Here is a 19,110-nt window from a genome sequence, read left to right on the forward strand (position 1 = left end):
AATTTTTTACCTAATTTATTCTAAACAGATCTCTGCCTTCCCATCTTTCGTAACTCCGACTTTCTCAAAACTTCCAATTTCCGCCGCAAATAACCCAAATTAGGAGACTCACCTCCATATCGCCAACTAACATAAGCTTGCGAAATTTCTTCTATAGCTTCCGCACGTTCGTCTCCATAGTGCTGGCGCGACGCGCTTGCATACTCAAACGGCGTCCAAGCTGGATGTTTTTGCAAACCTTTTTCCGCTAACCATCGCAGCATTTGCTGATAGATACTTTCCATCGGATGCAGCTTTTTCAACCATTTTTGGTAACGCCAATATTGCCAACCATTCCAAGCTAACCAACCCAAAAATCCCAGAACAATTGCAATTAACAATCCCGTAAATAAACCCACCCAACCTTGAGTGAAGAGGGCAAAAAACCATGCGATCGCACCAAATATCCCTGCAATAATTCCCCCAAATACTGTAGTCAGGAAATTATTTACTGGTGAAGGTAACCACCCCGCTACCCACTTCCAAAACTTCTCGATTGCCGTAAAAGTTTGGCTTTCTTCGAGCGAAGGCGGAATCAACGGATGACCGGGAATTGGATCGAAAGCAAACCAACCGTATTTAGGGAAATATACTTCTGTCATCAAATAAGCATCGGTATTTTTGACAACATATAACCCCGTAAAAGGGTTAAATTCCCCAGGCGCAAAACCACCAACCACCCTAGCTGGAATCCCGATCGATCGCAGCATAATCGTATAAACAGTAGTGAAGTGGTCTGCATACCCACCCCTAATTTTCTCTCCCGCAGGACTATTCTTATACCCAAACAGAAAAGCTTCTACCAAATCTTCATTTTCCTTTAAAAAAGGTGGCAGCTTTTCCAGTTTGTAATTAGGGTTTTGCTTCAAGTATTGAGCCAAGTAGAGAGCTTTTTCGTAAGCAGTAGTAATCGGTTTCTTATTCTTAGCTACCTGTTGTTGATTTGCTAAAATTTCCTCCGTCAGTTTCCGCACCTTATCCTTAATAGCAGGCGGAACTTCTAGGTAATATTTGCGAATATTTTTGGGATAGTTGGTAGAAGCTTTATTTAAAAGATTGCGATCGCGATAAGGAACTCCCGAAATAACTGTGTAAGTCAGACCTTCAACTAATGCCGGCCCTCGGATAGTTCCCTCTGGATCTATTGCTATTTTTTCCGCCGGGAAGTAAACTTCTCTGGCAGACGGCATCGCCGGAATTAGATTCGGCAATTCAGAGACAATTGTATAGCTTTGAATTACTTCCTGCGTGCGATTAGCCATTGCCGGCGTCGGTATATAGAATTTATAAGACCAACTGGGACGTTCCAGCATCATCGCTTGGTTGTTACGAGAAATTTCCCAACCTTGACCCGTGTAGCGATCGAATGCCAAAACTCGCCAAAATCCTTCCGCTTGCGATCGCACGCGCATCACCACTTTTGGCTTCAGAAAACCGCGCAAATTTTGGTTAATCGTATCGTTAAAACCGTAATAAAAAGTATCGTCAAGTTCTCCCGCTCCTTTTTCCTTATTCTTTCCCCTACCTGTGCCGCGATCGTCCTGGCCATTACTGTTGTTAGCATAACCCGGATTGCGAATCGATCGCCCGTCGAAATTACCTTTAAACTCAATCGGAGAACTAACTGGAAATGTCCGTATTTGATAACCCGGTACTCTGGGCATAAAAGCAAAAATAGCCAGCCCTATGCCCAGAATTACAAAAAAGTAAAATACTAAAACTTTGCCATTTTTAATCGGAAAAGTTCTTAAATCTTTTAATCTTTCTCTGTTAATTTTTTCCCGATCCAATCCCAATCGCGAGCGGTAATCCAACACCAACACAGGCAGCGCGATCGCGAAAAATGCTAACAGCAATGGTGCAAAAGCCATCGTCTGACTTAGAGTTGCCGCCACCCCCAACAAAATCAGACCAATCACCATCGAATAGCCCAAATCCTTGCGGCGGGGCAAGTCAAAGCTGTGCAAAACTTGTAATTGAATTAGCAGTTGCGCCAAGACAAACCGCGTATCATTGAGAGAGTCCCGGAGATTCGATAGGAAAAAGGCCAAAGCCCACAGCATTCCCATCGCGATCGCAAACTTCACCGGGATATTACGCTTATGGCGGCGATACCAACTCCACGTAGCACCCACAATACTCAGCGGTACAGCCCAAACGCTCAGACTGTCCGCAGTAGCGAAAGTCTCAGCCGCCACATCCGTAGCGATAATGCCCACCACCACCAAAGCCTGCACTAGCACTCGCAGCCAGAGCGACTCTTCCACCTCCGGCGTCGGCATCGCTGCCAACCGTTCCCTAAATTTGGCCAAAATCGGTATATTTCGCAGTTTGTCAACAGTCATTTGTCAAATGTCAGTTGTCAGTTCTCAGTTGTCAGTTGTGAGAAAGCTTGTTTCCCATCCACTACTAACCACTATCTACCATCCGATCGCAATTGACCAACGACCAACTACATTTGACCGAAAAAAGGGGTCTAAAGCCTCCCATCTCAATGGGGATCATCAAAAAATTTTTCCCCATTTCAAGCTCCGCCCCATCATTGCGGAGCCAATCTAAAATCCAAAATCCTCTCATCCAAAATCGGGTAACCGATCGCTAAGAACTAATTACCATCACAGCAAAAATTAAGGGTTTCTGACCCAGTTGCTGAAAATGAACTTCCAACAGGTAGCTGTGGTTGGGTTCCAAATCGAACAATTCCACACTCAAGCAACCCGGATCGGGTCGATGGGTAGAAGCTACTGCTTGACCGCCTCGAAACTTCAAGCTGCCACCGCAAGGAAATTGACCTCGAATCCGTACAGAGGCGATCGATTGCTTGTGTACTTGATATTGTACCTCGAGCGTCAGCACACCGACAGCACTTAGCCACTGTCTTTCTACAGCTAATTGAGATGACGAAACAAGCAACGTCAGAGAACCGAGAATCTGCCGAGCTGCCTGCAATAACAGAACCATTTGCTCGGCCAGCGTTGCTGTTTCGTAACTGCTGGGGAATTTGGTCGCTTCTTGTCGATAATCTACCGTATCCAGACTTTTACGATCGGCAGGCGCTGACACCTTTTGGGCAAATTTGTTCAGCATCTGGGAATGACCGGGGAACAAAACCTCCACCGCACGCACTAATTTAGCCGCCTCGGTTTTTGAGGATTGAACCACTGCCTGACATCGGTCTAACAGTTGGGTAAAAACCTCCGGCGGGATGGCTACTGGCAGATTAAACTTTTGGATCTGAGCCGTCCACAGGTGCGTTGCCGATCCCGAATCCAGCTCTATTTTGGCAGGACGATCCGGTTCGTAGTCACCGATTTCCGTCTCCCAAGGAAATAGGGGAGGGTTATTTTCGATTTCCTTCTTGAGGCGACGTTTGAGAAGTGCCTGGAAACGGTCTCGCACGACAGGAATGTCGCCCGGTTTTTGAGGGGGTTGACGCAAAACCTCCGGAGTAATGGTGCTGGAGAGTGCGGCGTTCAATACTTCTGACTCCAGTAGATCTAAATCTTCTAATTCCCAATCATCTATATCACAATCGCCTAGCTCTAAGCTATGAGTAACCTCTGAAGGAGTTTCTAAATTAGAATTCTCCTTCTCGCTCAACGAGGCTGTCGAGCGATCGAACTCATGGCCCGGAGCCGGGTTGACTCGATCGCTTTGCAGCAACCAGGCGAAGAATTTTTCAGGGAAGGCTTCTATGTCTCTGTTCATCAGTCGATGCACCCGATCCGGACACGAATGAATTACGAAGATCCCAGGCTTTTTCTAGAAGCTTAAACCACTGCTTCTGAATCTGCGTAACCGTCCACCCTAAATTTCGAGATATTTCTCGATCGGACAGTTTTTTTTGTTTCAATTCCAGCAAGCTCAGTTGCTCAGGCTCCAGACTCGCCAGGAAAGTTTGCCATTGCTGGGGGACGAGGCCCAGATTTCTTTCTATATCTGCTTCCAACCACTCATGCACCAGTTCCCACCGATGCAATAGAGCGAAACGAATCAAATGGTATTTAAAACGCTGTTGCAAGTAATCCCGCTGACGCTGGGTTAAACCCATTATCGCTTCAATTTCTTGCGTATTGAGGTCTTGCAGCCGCAGCGCAAAGTAGTCGGCACAATCTTCCTGCTGACGTTCTTGTAAGTAGGCCATCAGCTCGTCAATTACAGACTGGCGCAGCGAATCTTCCTGATTGGGAGCATCTTCTTGAGCCCCCATCACTTGCCGCACTTGCTGCACCAAAGCTTCATCCCAGCTTGCTTCTGATTCTGACGTTCCCCCCTCAGCCGCCTGTTCCATATCCACCGAGGTTTCCGGCGGTTGCTTTTGCACAAACGCTTGTGCCCGCAAAATTACTAGCTGCTGAGTCCGGTTATGCGACAAGCGAATCCGTCGCTTAGCGTAACGCTCTGTAAAAGCCAGAAATTCCGCTAACTCTAACAGAGTTTCCGGTCGATAAGTTGGACTTGTAGGGGCAAGCTGGCACATAGCTCCTTCCCGGCGAAAGGCACTCAATGCTTCCACATAAAATCCCTGTAAGAAATCTTCTATTAAAGTCAGCCGATTTTCATAGATTGATGACGCTCCAGGTGGTGTAATGTAACGATAGACAATCGCACTCAGAGTACTGTGTAATTCTACCCGTCCAGCGGTAGACCCCAGCTTGTAATAGTTGAGGCATTGCTGTAAACGATGACGGGCAAGCTTTGTAGCCCAAGTTTCGACAGCGCCCAGCGCTTGGATGCGCTTACTTTCATTACAAATTCGGGTTACTTCCGTTGCTATACGCGCTGCGACTTCGCGGCAATTTTGCTCTGAAGCACGGGTGGACTGCTTAAGTTCGGCGAACAGCAGCTCAAAGATAGCCTCCACGCTAGCAGATCTCTCCCAAGCTCGTTGTTGTTGAGGCAAGTTTAATTTAGCCCCTACTTAATTTGATTGCGAAGCCCTAGACCACCCATTCAGAAATAGACCGCAGAGATGCTCCCATTTGATTCGCTGGTTAATCACCAGAATTTCTTTTTTCCTCAAAATGCGATTCGATCCAACCGGATCTGAACTATCGTCCAGACCGCTCGCATTTTTTGACAATGCTTCGCTACTACCTTGACCCTAGCACACCCAAATCCGACCGATTGGATCGACAGTTAGATTAAAAAGTAGACGATCGGAGCTTTTGAGCGTGACCTATGGAATTAGATCGACAAATTCAACTTTTAATTGACAATGCACCCCAAGATACTCATACTACCCAGGCCATGCAAGCGATCGCACCAGCTCTCAAGCTGCTGGCTCAGCAATTGCGACACTCCCAGTACTATATTCTCCAGACCGGGGAGCGCGACTGGGTATTGACTGCTTTAAGCAATCGCGCTAACCCAGGTGTGGAAAAACGTGTTATATACGCTTTCCCAACTCTCCAAGATGCCACAGCCGATCGCAATTCGATCGAAGATCCGCAAGTGCTAGCCATACCAGTTCCTGTCACCCATATTTTGTTTCAAATGCTGGCGATGAACACGGTTGATAGTACTGTATTTTTTGAGACGCCAGGAAATCTTTCATCGGGAACTGAATTGCGTCGGGAAGATTTACAAAATTTAATCCAGGCCCATTTGCCGCAAAACCATACAGTACGCCGAAATGCGCCCGGTCATATTCCTCCGGATATAGCCTGAATTGATTTTGGATTTTAGATTTTGGATTTACAGCCAATCTAAAATCTAAAATCTAAAATTCTAGTACAGCCGACTCAAAACATACTCAGCCATATCGCTTAAGGCTTGGCGATACTCAGAGGGCGGTAAATCGGCAAGATACTCAACAGCAGAGCGAGCTTCTCTGGCAGCTAATTCGCGGGCACGCTCAATACCCATACCTTCATTGATTAAAGCGATCGCTTGTTGCAAATCCTCATCCTTACAAAATTCTCGTTCGATCAGCACCTCCAAGTAGGGTTTCTCTTCCAGAGCAAATATGGCCGGCGCAGTCAAATTACCGCTTTTGAGATCCGAACCGGCAGGTTTGCCCAAAACTTCTGTAGAACCAGTGAAATCCAAGATGTCATCAACTACTTGGAACGCCAAACCGATATGACGCCCGTAGCGATATAAATTTTCTGCCATTTCAGCCGAAAGCCCACTTAAGCAAGCCGCTGCTTTGGCACTATTGGCAATCAGGGAGGCAGTTTTGTAGTAACTTTTTTGTAGATAAGCTTCGATCGATAAATTTGTGTCGAAGCTATTCAGCCCTTGCTGAATTTCACCTGCCGCCAAATCCATAATCACCTGCGACAGTAATTTGACAACCTCCAAGTTATCCAAGTTGGCTAAATACCAAGAAGACTGCGCGAAGAGAAAATCTCCCGCCAGTACCGCGATGCGATTGCCAAACAGGTTGTGTACTGTAGGCACCCCGCGACGAACTTCCGATTCGTCCACTACATCATCGTGTACTAGGCTAGCTGTGTGAATCATTTCCGTAATCTCGGCCAACCGTCTATGACGGGGAGTAATTTCCCCATCTGGCATTGTCGCCCGCGAAATCAGAAGCACAATCGCAGGTCTGAGGCGTTTTCCCCCTGCTCCAAACAAATGTTCTGCTGCGGCAGACAGGATAGGGTGACGCTTACCAACTAGCTGTTTCAAGTTCTCCGACAGCAAACGTAGGTCTGCTTCAACAGGCGAAAAGAGGGAGGTAGTTGAGGTCATGGGTCTGCCGATTCAGGCGTTGTGGATTGTCAAGAAATTTAACATATTCTCTCCTCATTTTAAGCGAACCCTCCCGTAGATGAAATAAGGGCTGGAGATAATTGGCCGATTTCTGTCCCAGAAATGGGTTATGGCTGCGTCGCTGAGAGCGCGAGTCGGTAACTGGCTCAATTTTGGCAAGCTGCCGAGCGGCTGATGACCAAGCTCTTGCAAAATTGTGTAGAATTTTTAAGTATTTTCCTCACAAAGCTCGAAAAGCCAGAAAGCTTGTGATACTCTAGATATTAAGGATTTCAAAAAATTCAACAAAGTTCGGCTCTATTCTTCCAGTCTGGCCATAGGCTTGACAGCGAAGAGTGCCGAGACAGGGTACAACGAAAACGCCTGCAAGTGGTTACCTTGCTTGACAAGGACATACGATCTTGGCGAAAAGTTTCCCAGTCCGAAAAGGAGTACGTGTTGTCGCCGATACGGACTTCCAAAACTGCCATATGCGTAGTGGATAAAACCACAATCGGGGAAAAAAACTGGCGGAAAAACCACCTGTCAGGCTGATCGGACATAGCTCTGAGTGTAGGCTTAGTCTACACAAATGCCTCCTTTCTAGCTTTCAGTCGTGGGGCTCTGACAAAGTTACTCCAAGGCAACTGAAAGTTGCCGAACATCTCTGGAAGCCCAGAGACACTAAATATTTAAAGGGAAAAGTAGCTGCACTCTTGGTTGCTGCTATCACCGATAATTATCAAGAGACGGAAATTTAATCCAAAGCAGCCTCTAGGCGTGGTGACAATAAATTATTGAGAGCCACCTAGAGAGAAACAGCTATGGTATGAAGTCTCGCTAAGCCTGTGTCTATATGTGGAGGCATTAATGTCTCTAACTCTTCCAATCGGAAGATAATCGTCAAAGCGATTGCTTTGCAAATGTTTGCTGAGAAAAATTATTCCTATCTGATTTGAAGTTCCTCCTCTTTACTCCTAATTCCATTATGGTTTACCCCGATATGCCTCTGATGATTCCCCTTCTGGCCACAGGCTATCTATTAGCGATTTACGTATTGTTGATCCTCGTGCAGCGGTCAGGAGTTTGGCGACGTCCGGAGGGTTAACCAAAAGCAAACCTGACCCTTTTATCAGTTTCATTCCAACGATTCCAGCGGTACTTGCTGTAACGGCACAGACACAGGCAAGCAAACCTGTTCGACAAGTGGCCTGCAACCCAGCCATTGTACTGACAATTGTGCAAATTGATTTGGCTCCCCGCTAACGCAGAAACGTGTAGGTTGCGGTGGAGCCATACTTCTCATTCCTAAAATATCCAGTTCTTGAGCTGCGGCAGCGACAACGTGTACTGCCGGATCTACTGTACGTACCGAACGGGGTAAAATGGCACGCAAAACGGGTGCTAAATGGGGATAGTGGGTACAGCCGTACACCAGCGTATCAATTTGCTGCTCTAATAAAGGAGCCAGGTATTCCTTGGCCACCTCATATGTGTAAGGGTCATTAATGCGGTTTTGCTCGATTAGAGGTACAAATGCCGGACAACCAACTTGCCAGACTTGAACGTTTGGGTCAATTTCTTGGATAGCGTGACGGTACGCGCTACTAGCCGCAGTAGCAGGGGTAGCAATAACGCCAATCCGCTTGCCCATACTTACGGCAGCCCGAGCGCCGGGAAGAATAACCCCTAATATCGGGAAATTGAACTCAGATCTTACAATTTCTAGCGCCAGAGCGGAACTGGTATTGCAAGCCATAATGACCATTTTGATGCCTTGGACAGACATCCAGTTGAGAATCTCGCGCACAAACTGCAAAATTTCTGCCTGAGTGCGGTTACCATACGGCAATCGCGCTGTATCTCCGAAGTAAAGAATCGATTCATTAGGCAGTTGTCGATAAAGTTCTCTTAACACAGTGAGACCGCCAACGCCGCTATCAAAAACTCCTATTTTATCTGTTGTCATTTGTCCTTTGCCAGCTATCAGTTGTCTTTCTTAAGTGGTTAGGGGTCAAAAGTCAGCAGTTTATTGCTAGTTACTAATGACTTTTGACCGGAGATCGATTAGTAACTTTGTTGTAGGTATTGGAGAATACCACGAGCGATCGCCTCTGCCATTCGCCTCTGGTAAGCTGGGGAAGCCAGCCTGGGAGCATCTTGTGCCCCTGTTACAAAACCAACTTCCACCAAAACCGCAGGCATGGGATTGTGCCTAAGAACGTAAAATCTGGCCTGTCGCACCCTCCGATCTGGAATATCTATATTCTGGAGGATGCTATTGTGGATAGTCCGAGCTAGTCGTTCGCTTTCGCTACTGCCGTAATAGTAGGTCTCCAGTCCGCTAATATCGGGACGGGTCATATCGATCGCATTGGCGTGGATGCTAACAAATAAGTCCGCATTCTCCCGCCTAGCCATTTGTACTCTGGGTGCAAGGTCAACGAAGTAGTCATCGTTCCGGGTCATCACGACCTGAATACCCTGTCGTTGGAGCAACCTCGCCACTTCTTGCGATATAGGCAAGATCACGTCTTTCTCTTGCAATCCACCAATACCGATCGCACCCGCATCTTTTCCACCGTGTCCCGGATCTATCATCACTAAAACTCTGCCATCGCGAGGACGAGGGCGCTCATTTCTGGGATAATCTGGAACTGAGTCCGGCACAGAAAAAGTAGTGCGGTTGGGAGGCGGAACGACAATTTCCCGCCTTGAGCCTCGTAAGGGCAGAGCCAAGAGTTGAGGTGAAGGTTGATTGATTTCGCCAATCTGCACCCCAGAGGCAGGTAACACCAGAACTACAACTGTGGAAGGGTCTTGCTGGCGCAGCCGCACCCGCAACACCGGACTGTTTGCATTTGATTCCGGTTCCCTCACCCGCTCGGCTAGTTTAGCGGCAGGAATAGTGATGCGGTAAGCACCAGACGATTGATCCCAGCCACTTGTGTAAGTAAACGGCTGATTTGCTCTGACTAAAAGTTGATTGCCGCTCACTTCCACAGATTGGACGGTGGCGAGTCGATCGTCACTCCTGCGCTCGGATGATGACTCCTGCCCCAGTGTCGGTAACACTACAATTCCACCTAAATTGCTGATCCGAGCCTGCCAATCCGGGCTGTCTTTGTCCACCCGCAAAGTCAGGCGGGCGATCGGTGGTGTGTTTTGTACTTGACTGATCTGAATCCTGCTGACGCCATTACGGTTTACCGATAAGTCTTTTAACGTCAGTTCGGAAGACAAAGCTGCGCCTTCGAGGTAAATATCGATCGTGTCCCGATCTCCACTTCGCCTCACCTTCACCTCTGGGTTGGGACCGGAGGTGCGGATAAAAAAACCATCGGGCGTTACCTGTACATCCTGGATTTGAGCCACTGAATCAGACGTCGCAGATGCCGTGGCTTCCGGCGAACCAAGAGAAACAGAAGCACTGCTCGTTTGCTCGTCCGAGCGAATCGGGGTTGGCAGCTGCACCAACCACTGCCTGGGCGAAATTCCCTGGAATTTTACCTGCTGTGGGTCTAGCGTGTAACCTGGGCTTAATTCAATCACCAGACGAGTCGTTTGAGGATCTAACTGCCCCACCCGCAACTGTCGCATTGCCCCCCTCAGTTGCTGATTTATCGTCGGGCGCACGAAAGCGGTACCGGGCAAATCGATCACCAAACGTGTGGGATTGAAAAGCAATTGCGCTTTCGGTTGAACGCTACTGTCCGTTGTGAAGACCAACCGATTTCGATCGGCATCAAAACGCCACGATTGCAGTCTGCCCGCCAAGGCTGGAGAGGACAGTAGAACTAGGCTCAAAAATGTACTGGGTAGTAGCCAGTGAAATTTCACTATTGTTTCTCCTGATTTTCGTAGCCCAGCGGCATAAATTTTCCCAGCTGGTTAAGGATTATACTTTGGGTTATGCGTCTGGGTTCGAGTACCCTTGGGTATAAATACACAGTTTGAGGCTGCGTTGAACAATACCACAACTTAACCTCTGCACGCGCCGCCAAGTACAAGTCAGCAAGTATGGCAAAATGGGTAATCTTTTTTGGCGAAATATTGCGAATAATTATCCTGAGCATACCAGCGAATATTGTCGCCTATAGCCTAAGTCTTCCCATATCTGGTAAGGGTTCCCCCAGACGGGCGCGATCGCACACAAATAGGGCGAAGCCCTCATGGAGATGAAAACCAATTGGCCGAACATTTGACACCCATAAGCTCTTTAACTTAAAGACCCAGCAATTACTGCGCTCCTACTTATCCTCACACCTTATGCAGTTGATACACCCTATGCTACCGGGAGCCTACTTGGGTAGGCCAGATCTGCGAGTGGTAATGACTGCCCTTGAATAGAACTTTTTTTCACTTGCATAATCCTGGCATCCGGACTTAACGATCCCAGACTTGTTCCCCAACCACCAGTTTCGCAGAACAGGGGTTTCCCGGATCGGGAGCCCTAAGTCTCTTTCATTTTTTACTTTTGACTGTTTCTGACTTTTGAGTGCTGATTCCTGACTTCGCTGCCAAGGCGTAAGTTTCACCTTCTAAAACAGACTGATCTGACTCAACTGCACTTTCAGGTTCTCAAAACACCAACTCAGGTTCGCGGAATCGTACTGACACCGATCGCCAAAAGCTTAACTTGAGGGTTGACCAAATCCCGTCCAGCCAGTCACAACCTTACCAATAATAGCGATCGCAATCAAGAAAATGGCAATTGCCAACAAAGTAGAAAACCTACGCCCATTGGACGGTAAGGCGTAGGTAATGTACTCTGTCAATTTGCCACTGACAAAAGCAAATCTTTCTTTAGGTACTGGCGGGGCGATCGCCACCAGTTTAAAATTCCTCTGGTCTGTAGCTATCCATTTGGCCGGCCTCGTTATCTTGTTTGGAACCTAAAAGATCGATCTGATCTACCCGGATCGCAGGTGACGAGCGATTGGCACCCGTAGCGCTATCGCGCCAGGTATCGATCTTCAACGAACCTTTGACACCAATCAAGCTGCCCTTACGCACATAGTTAGCAGCTATTTCTGCTGTCTTCCCCCAGAGTTCCAAATTGAACCAGTCCGTTTGCTTGCCATCGCGAGACCAGTGATTAACTGCCAGAGTCAACCGACACTTAACGCTACCGGACTGTTACAGTCGATAAGTAAGTCGCCTTGCTTACCTCTGCTTCAAAACCGTGCGTGCAGCTTTCACCGCACACGGCTCCTCAATAACTCAGCTAGTAACGGTACCTCCGCTCCAATGGTGTTATGACAGCTACATTAAGTGGTGTGGGATGTTGGCTGAGACGATCGCTCCAGTACTGGAAGTCGCCATCATAAGGGCTTCTTCCACCTTTAACTTTGACGTAGATTTCAATCTTTGTATCCCGATATCTTTCTAGGATATATCGATTGTCTGAAGTCATGAACCGCCAGCCTAACCCTCTGTTGACTCCCCAGTAATGCGAGACTAGCTTTGTATTGTTCCGTCCTTTGCTTCTTCGGCGTTTAGCCCAAGCAAACAACTTCTGATACATCGCATTATCCATGTACTTGTAAGTGCGACTGTTCGCCACTGTAGAGTAATATGCTGCCCATCTTACAATTACAGAATTGAGAGCATTAATTACTTCTGTCTGACTGGATTTACAATTTTTGGCAAGCAATTCGTCCAGGCTTGCCAAGTGGCGATCGATCGCTTCTTTACTGGGTTTAATGAGCGTTTTATGCCCTCGTTTGCTTTTGGTTTCGCCGTCCAAACCGCTTTGTTTAGCACTGCACGGGTATTGTCTGACATTGAATCCCAGAAAATCAAACCCTACATTTCCATCATATTTTTTGAAAGTATGGGTAATTAGGGTTTGAGATTGTTTAAGGGCTAACCCCATCTCCATCAACCATTCTTCTATTAGCTGTTTGGCTTCCAGAACTACTTCCAAGCATTCATCCATGAGGACAAAATCATCGGCATATCGAACTAATGTCACTTTTCGGTTCCGATCGTTTGCGATCCTATTGATGAATTTTTTTTGTAGCATATCTTCCAAACCGTGAAGGGCAATGTTTGCCAGCAAGGGAGATATTATCGCTCCCTGTAAGCTTTCTTCATCTGTCGGAAATACTTCCTTACCATTCATAATCCCAGATTTGAGCCATGCTTTAATCTGTCGTCTGAATGTCGGAGTAGTTTGCAGCTTGGAGAGTAGTTTTTCATGGTCAATCCGGTCAAAGCGCTTCTCTATACGCGCATCTAAAACATATTTTGGTTGTTGAACAATACTGTTATAGATGGCGGCTATAGCATCGTGGTATGACCGTCCGGGCCTAAAACCATAACTGTTTGGCTCAAAGCGAGCCTCCCATTCTGGTTCTAGCGCCAGTTTTAATAGGGCTTGCTTTGCTCGTTCTGCGATCGTTAGTATACCAAGCGGTTTTTTCTCATCCTTTCCGAGTTGGCGAATCAATACCCGTCTAGCTGATTGAGATTTGTCATTGAATCGCAGCTTTTTGGCTAAGTTAATTTTCTGGTGATTGGTTAGTTTAGCTAAACCACCCAAACCAAACATATTCTTTTCCCAGTTATTCTGCGTGACTCTTCTGATTGCTACCAACTTGGCATACCAAGATTTAGTCAACAGCCTTTGTAGAGAGCGAACTGTCTTTACATCACCACGAATAGAGGCTCGATAGATTCTCTTTTGGAGCTTGAAAACTTGTCGCTGGACTTTTGCCCAGTCGATCGTTTCCCATCCATACATCGGCTTTATCGCCGTGTTCATGACTTGTTTACTCCTACTAAAATTATCCATCTCTGAGTTATCGTGGCTCTGTCAGCATATCCTTTGGCTTTCCCAAAGGCATTGGCTTGAGAGCCAATCCCTCTCGCCAATTTCATGCGGTTGACTACCTACTCAAGATTCGACCTTTCTTGAGAGAAATTGGCGAGTTATCCCGTTCCTAGCTCCTGCGATTGCGATGGGGTTAGAGTCTTACTATCCGCCGGGTTTGTTGGGGATGCTCTAGGTCAAATTTCGGGTTGCCTAGCCCTTATCCTTGCCTTTTGGCTCAGCCAATAACCTGTGTAGGCTGTTGTAAATTACGACGGCTCAAGCGTAAGTTCAGATGGCCTTACTCGTACCCATCTCTGCTATTAGGGATTCTCTGTCAGGTTCAAAGTTACCTCTTTTTGCACCCCGCTTCACCGAGAAAGATAGTCAGTCCTCCCGGTGGGAGTGTTGCATCTCCTGGCATCTAGGAGGAGGGAATTGGCTTCTAAAAATATTGCTATTCATTAACTTCCAGCTAACATTTTTGAGAAATCGCACCCTCTCAGGAGCTAAGTTGTCAAGGTTCGGTAGGCATTCCTACTTATTCTTGCGAGCGATACCCAATCTGGGGATTGGTTTCTCACTCAACGGGTCGCACCGAAATACTTCACATCGGGGTCTTGACCAACACGGCCTACTAAGCTAACGACATTGAGATTGAGAGTCATAATTGTTTATCAGTACAGCTGTACTCATTTACGGTGTATCTACTTTAGCGAATTGACGGTAGCATACAGATTTAAATTGTTGCTGGTACAAGAATTATCCTGCTTGACTAGACGCCGGATAGAAAACGTAATAAAATCCAGCACGGTTGGGTTACAGTCGTACACAAAAGCATCTCTCTTTGGGGGCCAAGAAGCGCGTGGGTTTTTTCAATCGCTTACCTTTATCTCGCGACATGGGTATCGACCTCGGTACCGCTAACACACTGGTTTATGTATCTGGGAAGGGTATTGTTCTTCAAGAACCTTCTGTAGTGGCCATTGATAAAGATACGATGGAGCCGCTAGCAGTGGGCGAAGAGGCGAAAAAAATGCTGGGCCGCTGTCCTGGCAATGTAGTTGCTCTTCGTCCCTTACGGGATGGCGTGATTGCCGATTTCGATACCGCAGAGCTAATGCTGAAAGCATTTATCCGGCGGGTGAACGAAGGAAGAGCTTTAGTTTCACCAAGAATTGTGATTGGCATTCCCAGTGGCGTAACTGGAGTAGAACGGCGAGCTGTTATGGATGCAGCGCTTCAAGCCGGTGCGAGGGATGTCCGTTTGATTGACGAACCGGTAGCGGCAGCTATTGGTGCTGGACTACCTGTAGCGGAACCTACGGGTAATATGATTATCGACATTGGCGGCGGTACAACAGAAGTAGCTGTTTTGAGCTTGCAGGGTACTGTGATCAGCGAATCGGTAAGGGTCGCTGGCGACGAGCTGAATGATTCGATCGTTCAGTACATGAAAAAAGTTCACAATCTGGTAGTAGGGGAACGCACTGCTGAGGAAATTAAGATTCAGATTGCCTCTGCTTACCCAACAAATGCTGATGAAGACCAAATTATGGAAGTCCGAGGTTTACATCTACTTTCGGGTCTGCCGCGAACTGTGACAATTAAAGGGCCGGAAATCCGCGAAAGTATGTCGGAACCTCTGGCTGTGATTGTTGATGCTGTTAAGCGTACTTTGGAGCGCACTCCTCCGGAACTGGCAGCTGATATTATCGATCGCGGTATCATGCTGGCAGGGGGCGGTGCCTTACTGAAAGGTTTGGATACTTTGATCAGCCACGAAACCGGCATTGTCGTACACGTGGCAGCAGATCCCTTGAGTTGTGTTGTTTTGGGCACAGGTCGAGTGTTAGAAAATATCAAGCAGCTGGATAGAGTATTCAGCGGTCGCTCTCGCAACCTGTAACTTTCAATACAATCTAAAATTTGAAGGCCGGAATTTAAAATAAATTCTGAGTCACTACACTTGACTGCGAACTTTTATTCCATAAACTCGTTGAATGTACACGCTACGTCGCTGGTGGGATCGTAATTGGTTACAAATGACCCTGGTTGGAACAGTTCTCACAGCTGCCTGGATCGTCAAACAAACTCAGGGTGCAGCAATTTTTGAGACTTACCAATTGGTGACCCGTCCTTTCCAATCCAATCCGCCGAAAGCAGAAATTCTGGCAGATGCCAAAAGTTTGGAACTGCAAGCGCGGTTAGAAGAAGCCCAAAGTCAAAATCGCAAACTGCAAGAGCTTTTGGGATATGTATCTGCCCAAAAATCGAAAGGGATTGTAGCTCCTGTGGTTGGTCGAAGTGCGGATGCCTGGTGGCAACAGATTACTGTGGGCCGGGGCTCTCAAGCGGGAATAAAACAAGGCTATATTGTCACATCTACCGGCGGTTTGGTAGGCCGGGTGATCGGTGTGACTAAAAATACTAGCCAGGTGTTATTAATTAGCGATGCCAGCAGTCGTGTTGGCGTTAGTATCAGCCGCAGTCGCTATATGGGTGTAATGCGCGGTCAGTCAGGAGACCGAGCGGTAATTCAATTCTTTGAAAGAGTTCCAGATGTCCGCAAAGGTGATGTGGTCGCTACCTCATCAGTAAGTCAGTTTCCGTCAGGTGTGCCTGTGGGACGTGTGGAATCGGTGAATCTCAGCCAAAGCCCCGCTCCTGAAGCTACGATCGTACTTTCAGCACCCACAAGTTACTTGGAGTGGGTGGTTATTTATCCAAGTGATTGATAATATATTTTGTCGATCGATCGCCTTTACAAGGGATAGAAAAACATAGAAAATTACCTGAAAATACGGGTCGATCCCACAAAAAAATGACAAGTGGCCGATAAGCAATAACCAATGACCAGTTACCGCTCTTCATCTCAAAAATATCATCGCTGGCTTGATATCTCTAAATGGCATCCCACCAACCGTAAAGTTATCAATGCGCTCGTCACTCTTGGCTCAGTTTTATTGTGTTTGCTTTTCTTGCTGGCTCGATTACCGGGAATGGAATTATTGGGATTCGGGCCTGATTGGTTGTTGATTTGGGTGGTTGCTTGGAGCGTAAAGCGCAGTCCCATATCAGGAGCGATCGCAGGTGTGTGTTTGGGGCTGATTCAAGATGGGATGACGGCACCTTATCCTTCTCATGCAATTAGTCTCGCTTGTGCGGGAATTTTGACCGCTTGCCTTAAAAAACAACGATATGTGGAAGAAGATTTTATTTCGGTGGCGTTAATTGTTTTTGGCATGGCGATACTGTTAGAAACGGTTTTTGCGCTTCAGTTCACAACTATGAGCGATCGCAATATGGCTGAAGTTTGGACGGAACATCAGCGCATTGCGCTGGCATCAGCTATTCTAAGCAGTCTCTGGGCTCCAGTTCTTTACTATCCGCTCAATCGTTGGTGGAAAAAAGTAAACTGGCAGGAGTCGTAGTTAAAGGTTCGCTGTTCGTAGTTCGCGACAAAGCAGGAAAGAAGACAAATATCTAGGCTATGAACTATGAACAATGAAGAATTCGATCGGGCGATGATGCTGAGATGCTTGGAACTGGCTCGTTTAGCTCTAGGACAAACTGCGCCCAATCCTTTGGTTGGTTCGGTAATTGTCAGAGCAGGTGAGATTGTCGGGGAAGGGTATCATCCGGGAGCGGGTCATCCTCACGCCGAAATTTTTGCGCTCAGGCAAGCAGGCGAACTGGCTAAAGGTGCGACTCTGTATGTTAATTTGGAGCCGTGCAATCACTACGGACGGACGCCGCCTTGTTCGGAAGCGTTGATCGCAGCTGGGGTGGGTAAGGTGGTGGTGGGTACGATCGATCCCGATCCGCGAGTGTCTGGGGGCGGAATCGAGCGTTTGCGATCGGCTGGTATTGAAGTGGTAGTGGGAATCGAAGCGGATGCTTGTCGCCAACTGAATGAAGCTTTTATACATCGCGTTCTGTATCGCCGCCCTTTTGGAATTTTGAAATTTGCTACGACCGTGGATGGTAAAATTGCCACGACCACCGGCGACAGTGTTTGGATAACGGACACAAATGCTCGCACCCAGGTACACAAGCTGCGGGCTGCTTGCGATGCTGTAATTGTGGGTGGCAATACGGTTCGTCGAGACAATCCCCACTTAACTACTCATCAAACAGAGGGGCACAATCCTTTGCGAGTTGTGATGAGTCGAACGCTGAATTTGCCGGAGCAAGCTTACCTATGGCAGACGGCAGAAGCTGCTACTTTGGTTTTGACTGCAAAAGGAGCTAATCCAGATTTTCAGCAGTTTCTGCTCAAACGCGGTGTGGAGGTGGTGGAATTGGATTCGCTCAGACCTGCGATCGCCCTGTCATACTTGTATGAGCGGGGTTTACTTTCGGTGTTGTGGGAATGTGGAGGTACTTTGGCTGCACGAGCGATCGCAGAAGGAACCGTACAAAAAATTTTGGCTTTTATTGCCCCTAAAATCGTTGGTGGCACTTCTGCGCCAACACCTGTGGCAGATCTGGGATTCACTAAAATGAGCCAAGCGCTTACTTTAGAACGAGTCAGCTGGCAAACTGTCGGTCAAGATTGCTTGATGGAAGGTTATTTACCTGCACAGATATGGGCAAATGTTTGATCTAGAGTGGAGACATTCTGGGAACTGGCAAATCGAAGTTGAGGACTAAAGAAGAATATACAATAGCCTCGACGCTCGATGCCCTATGGCTTAAGTTCCCGGATTGAAAATACCAATCTAGGTAGGAAGTGCAATAGACTAACAAAAGCACAAAAAAAATGCTAGAACTTACTTTTTTAAGCTTGTTTGTCGGTAGTCTTGGTTTCCAGGCAACAGCTATTGGGGGATGGATGCGCTGGTATCAAGCGGCGGTGGTGCAAGAAGAGGAACAGGAGGAAGAAATTTTGACCCGTTACGAATCCAAGGCAAATGCTGAGGCAGAAGTGCCTGGGCAACCGAACGGTTCCGCACAAGGGTTATCCCGCGAGCTGCGTTTGGCAGGGTGGGAATTTAAAATTGTGCGAGCTAACCGGGATCTGTTTCGCGACCCGGTTGTGTTTCAGCGTTTATGCGATGAAGAGGGGGAAGCTGGTTGGATTTTACTGGAAAAGCTGGACGATCGCCGGGTGCGATTTAAGCGACCTGTGGCGTTGCGGGATCTGATTAAGCCGGAACGTTTGAAGTTCGATCCCTACAGATGTTATTATGGTTCGTCGTCAAGACCGCTGATGTGGTTGGGTGCGATCGCCGCTCTGACAGCAATTATTTTACCTGCTTATCTGGGCTATGCTTTGGTGGCCAGTACTCTGAAACAATCGACAGTGAATCCCTCTGCTGTTCAAGAGCAAATTTCGCCAGAGGGGACGCCAGAACCGTCGCCGCGAGATTAGTCTGTTGTTAGTCTTGGTAAAAATGCCGATCGCTAATGACCGTAACTAATTAATACAAAAATTCACTGTCACCTGAACCGTGCAGGAAGCCCCTGGCTTTAGACATGGGGATGAATGCACCTGGCGATTTTAATCGCCGTCAAGTACCGGGCTTCCACTTCTGATTTTCAATATA

General features: G+C 47.3%; 14 protein-coding genes and 1 pseudogene. 6 read left to right on the top strand and 9 right to left on the bottom strand.

Features of this window, described 5'->3' with window-relative positions; all coding sequences use genetic code 11:
- Nucleotides 1-20: 20 nt before the first annotated feature.
- From H6G03_RS27115 to hetZ, 3 genes are all read right to left on the bottom strand, one after another.
- Entirely contained in the window at nucleotides 21-2,384 is a 2,364-nt protein-coding gene (locus H6G03_RS27115; RefSeq protein ID WP_190471448.1) for a transglutaminaseTgpA domain-containing protein, read from the bottom strand.
- A gap of 253 nt (nucleotides 2,385-2,637) precedes the next feature.
- Nucleotides 2,638-3,747, bottom strand: a complete 1,110-nt coding sequence (locus tag H6G03_RS27120) for a hypothetical protein (RefSeq protein ID WP_190471451.1) — start codon at nucleotides 3,745-3,747, stop codon at nucleotides 2,638-2,640.
- Nucleotides 3,719-4,942 (bottom strand): heterocyst differentiation protein HetZ, encoded by a 1,224-nt coding sequence (gene hetZ, locus H6G03_RS27125; protein WP_242056966.1) that lies wholly within the window; start codon nucleotides 4,940-4,942, stop codon nucleotides 3,719-3,721. Before hetZ ends, H6G03_RS27120 begins: the two co-directional genes overlap by 29 nt.
- A gap of 278 nt (nucleotides 4,943-5,220) precedes the next feature.
- On the opposite strand from hetZ, the gene H6G03_RS27130 reads away from it, so the two are divergent.
- Nucleotides 5,221-5,709 carry a hypothetical protein gene (locus tag H6G03_RS27130; RefSeq protein ID WP_190471454.1) on the top strand — a complete coding sequence of 163 codons (489 nt, stop codon included), beginning with the start codon at nucleotides 5,221-5,223 and terminating at the stop codon, nucleotides 5,707-5,709.
- Between the two features lie 60 nt (nucleotides 5,710-5,769).
- On the opposite strand, the gene sds is transcribed toward H6G03_RS27130, so the two are convergent.
- The 6 genes and pseudogenes from sds to H6G03_RS27160 all read right to left on the bottom strand — a co-directional run bounded on the left by sds (nucleotide 5,770) and on the right by H6G03_RS27160 (nucleotide 13,510).
- Complete coding sequence (gene sds, locus H6G03_RS27135) at nucleotides 5,770-6,741, bottom strand: solanesyl diphosphate synthase (protein ID WP_190471457.1); 972 nt, start codon at nucleotides 6,739-6,741, stop codon at nucleotides 5,770-5,772.
- A gap of 1,138 nt (nucleotides 6,742-7,879) precedes the next feature.
- Entirely contained in the window at nucleotides 7,880-8,710 is an 831-nt protein-coding gene (gene murI, locus H6G03_RS27140; RefSeq protein ID WP_190471460.1) for a glutamate racemase, read from the bottom strand.
- Nucleotides 8,711-8,808: 98 nt separating this feature from the next.
- Nucleotides 8,809-10,581, bottom strand: coding sequence for an N-acetylmuramoyl-L-alanine amidase (locus H6G03_RS27145; RefSeq protein ID WP_190471463.1), 1,773 nt, complete (start codon nucleotides 10,579-10,581; stop codon nucleotides 8,809-8,811).
- Nucleotides 10,582-11,375: 794 nt separating this feature from the next.
- Nucleotides 11,376-11,573 carry a hypothetical protein gene (locus tag H6G03_RS27150; RefSeq protein WP_190471466.1) on the bottom strand — a complete coding sequence of 66 codons (198 nt, stop codon included), beginning with the start codon at nucleotides 11,571-11,573 and terminating at the stop codon, nucleotides 11,376-11,378.
- Between the two features lie 4 nt (nucleotides 11,574-11,577).
- Nucleotides 11,578-11,880 (bottom strand): annotated as a pseudogene (gene ssb / locus H6G03_RS27155) (single-stranded DNA-binding protein); the annotation flags it as partial.
- A gap of 88 nt (nucleotides 11,881-11,968) precedes the next feature.
- Complete coding sequence (locus tag H6G03_RS27160) at nucleotides 11,969-13,510, bottom strand: reverse transcriptase domain-containing protein (RefSeq protein ID WP_190471472.1); 1,542 nt, start codon at nucleotides 13,508-13,510, stop codon at nucleotides 11,969-11,971.
- Nucleotides 13,511-14,459: 949 nt separating this feature from the next.
- Between H6G03_RS27160 and H6G03_RS27165 the strand changes: the two genes are divergently transcribed.
- From H6G03_RS27165 to H6G03_RS27185, 5 genes are all read left to right on the top strand, one after another.
- Nucleotides 14,460-15,467: a rod shape-determining protein gene (locus H6G03_RS27165; RefSeq protein WP_190471490.1), complete on the top strand. Its 1,008-nt coding sequence runs from the start codon at nucleotides 14,460-14,462 to the stop codon at nucleotides 15,465-15,467.
- A 94-nt stretch (nucleotides 15,468-15,561) separates the two neighbouring features.
- Nucleotides 15,562-16,296: a rod shape-determining protein MreC gene (gene mreC / locus H6G03_RS27170; protein ID WP_190471475.1), complete on the top strand. Its 735-nt coding sequence runs from the start codon at nucleotides 15,562-15,564 to the stop codon at nucleotides 16,294-16,296.
- 114 nt (nucleotides 16,297-16,410) lie between these two features.
- Nucleotides 16,411-16,992, top strand: coding sequence for a rod shape-determining protein MreD (mreD, locus tag H6G03_RS27175; RefSeq protein ID WP_190471478.1), 582 nt, complete (start codon nucleotides 16,411-16,413; stop codon nucleotides 16,990-16,992).
- Between the two features lie 66 nt (nucleotides 16,993-17,058).
- Nucleotides 17,059-18,165: a bifunctional diaminohydroxyphosphoribosylaminopyrimidine deaminase/5-amino-6-(5-phosphoribosylamino)uracil reductase RibD gene (gene ribD / locus H6G03_RS27180; RefSeq protein WP_190471481.1), complete on the top strand. Its 1,107-nt coding sequence runs from the start codon at nucleotides 17,059-17,061 to the stop codon at nucleotides 18,163-18,165.
- Between the two features lie 158 nt (nucleotides 18,166-18,323).
- The gene (locus H6G03_RS27185) at nucleotides 18,324-18,935 is read left to right on the top strand and encodes a hypothetical protein (RefSeq protein ID WP_190471484.1); all 612 of its coding nucleotides are present in this window, start codon (nucleotides 18,324-18,326) and stop codon (nucleotides 18,933-18,935) included.
- Nucleotides 18,936-19,110 lie beyond the last annotated feature (175 nt).

Origin of the sequence: Aerosakkonema funiforme FACHB-1375 (assembly GCF_014696265.1) — a bacterium.
GTDB lineage: Bacteria > Cyanobacteriota > Cyanobacteriia > Cyanobacteriales > Aerosakkonemataceae > Aerosakkonema > Aerosakkonema funiforme_A.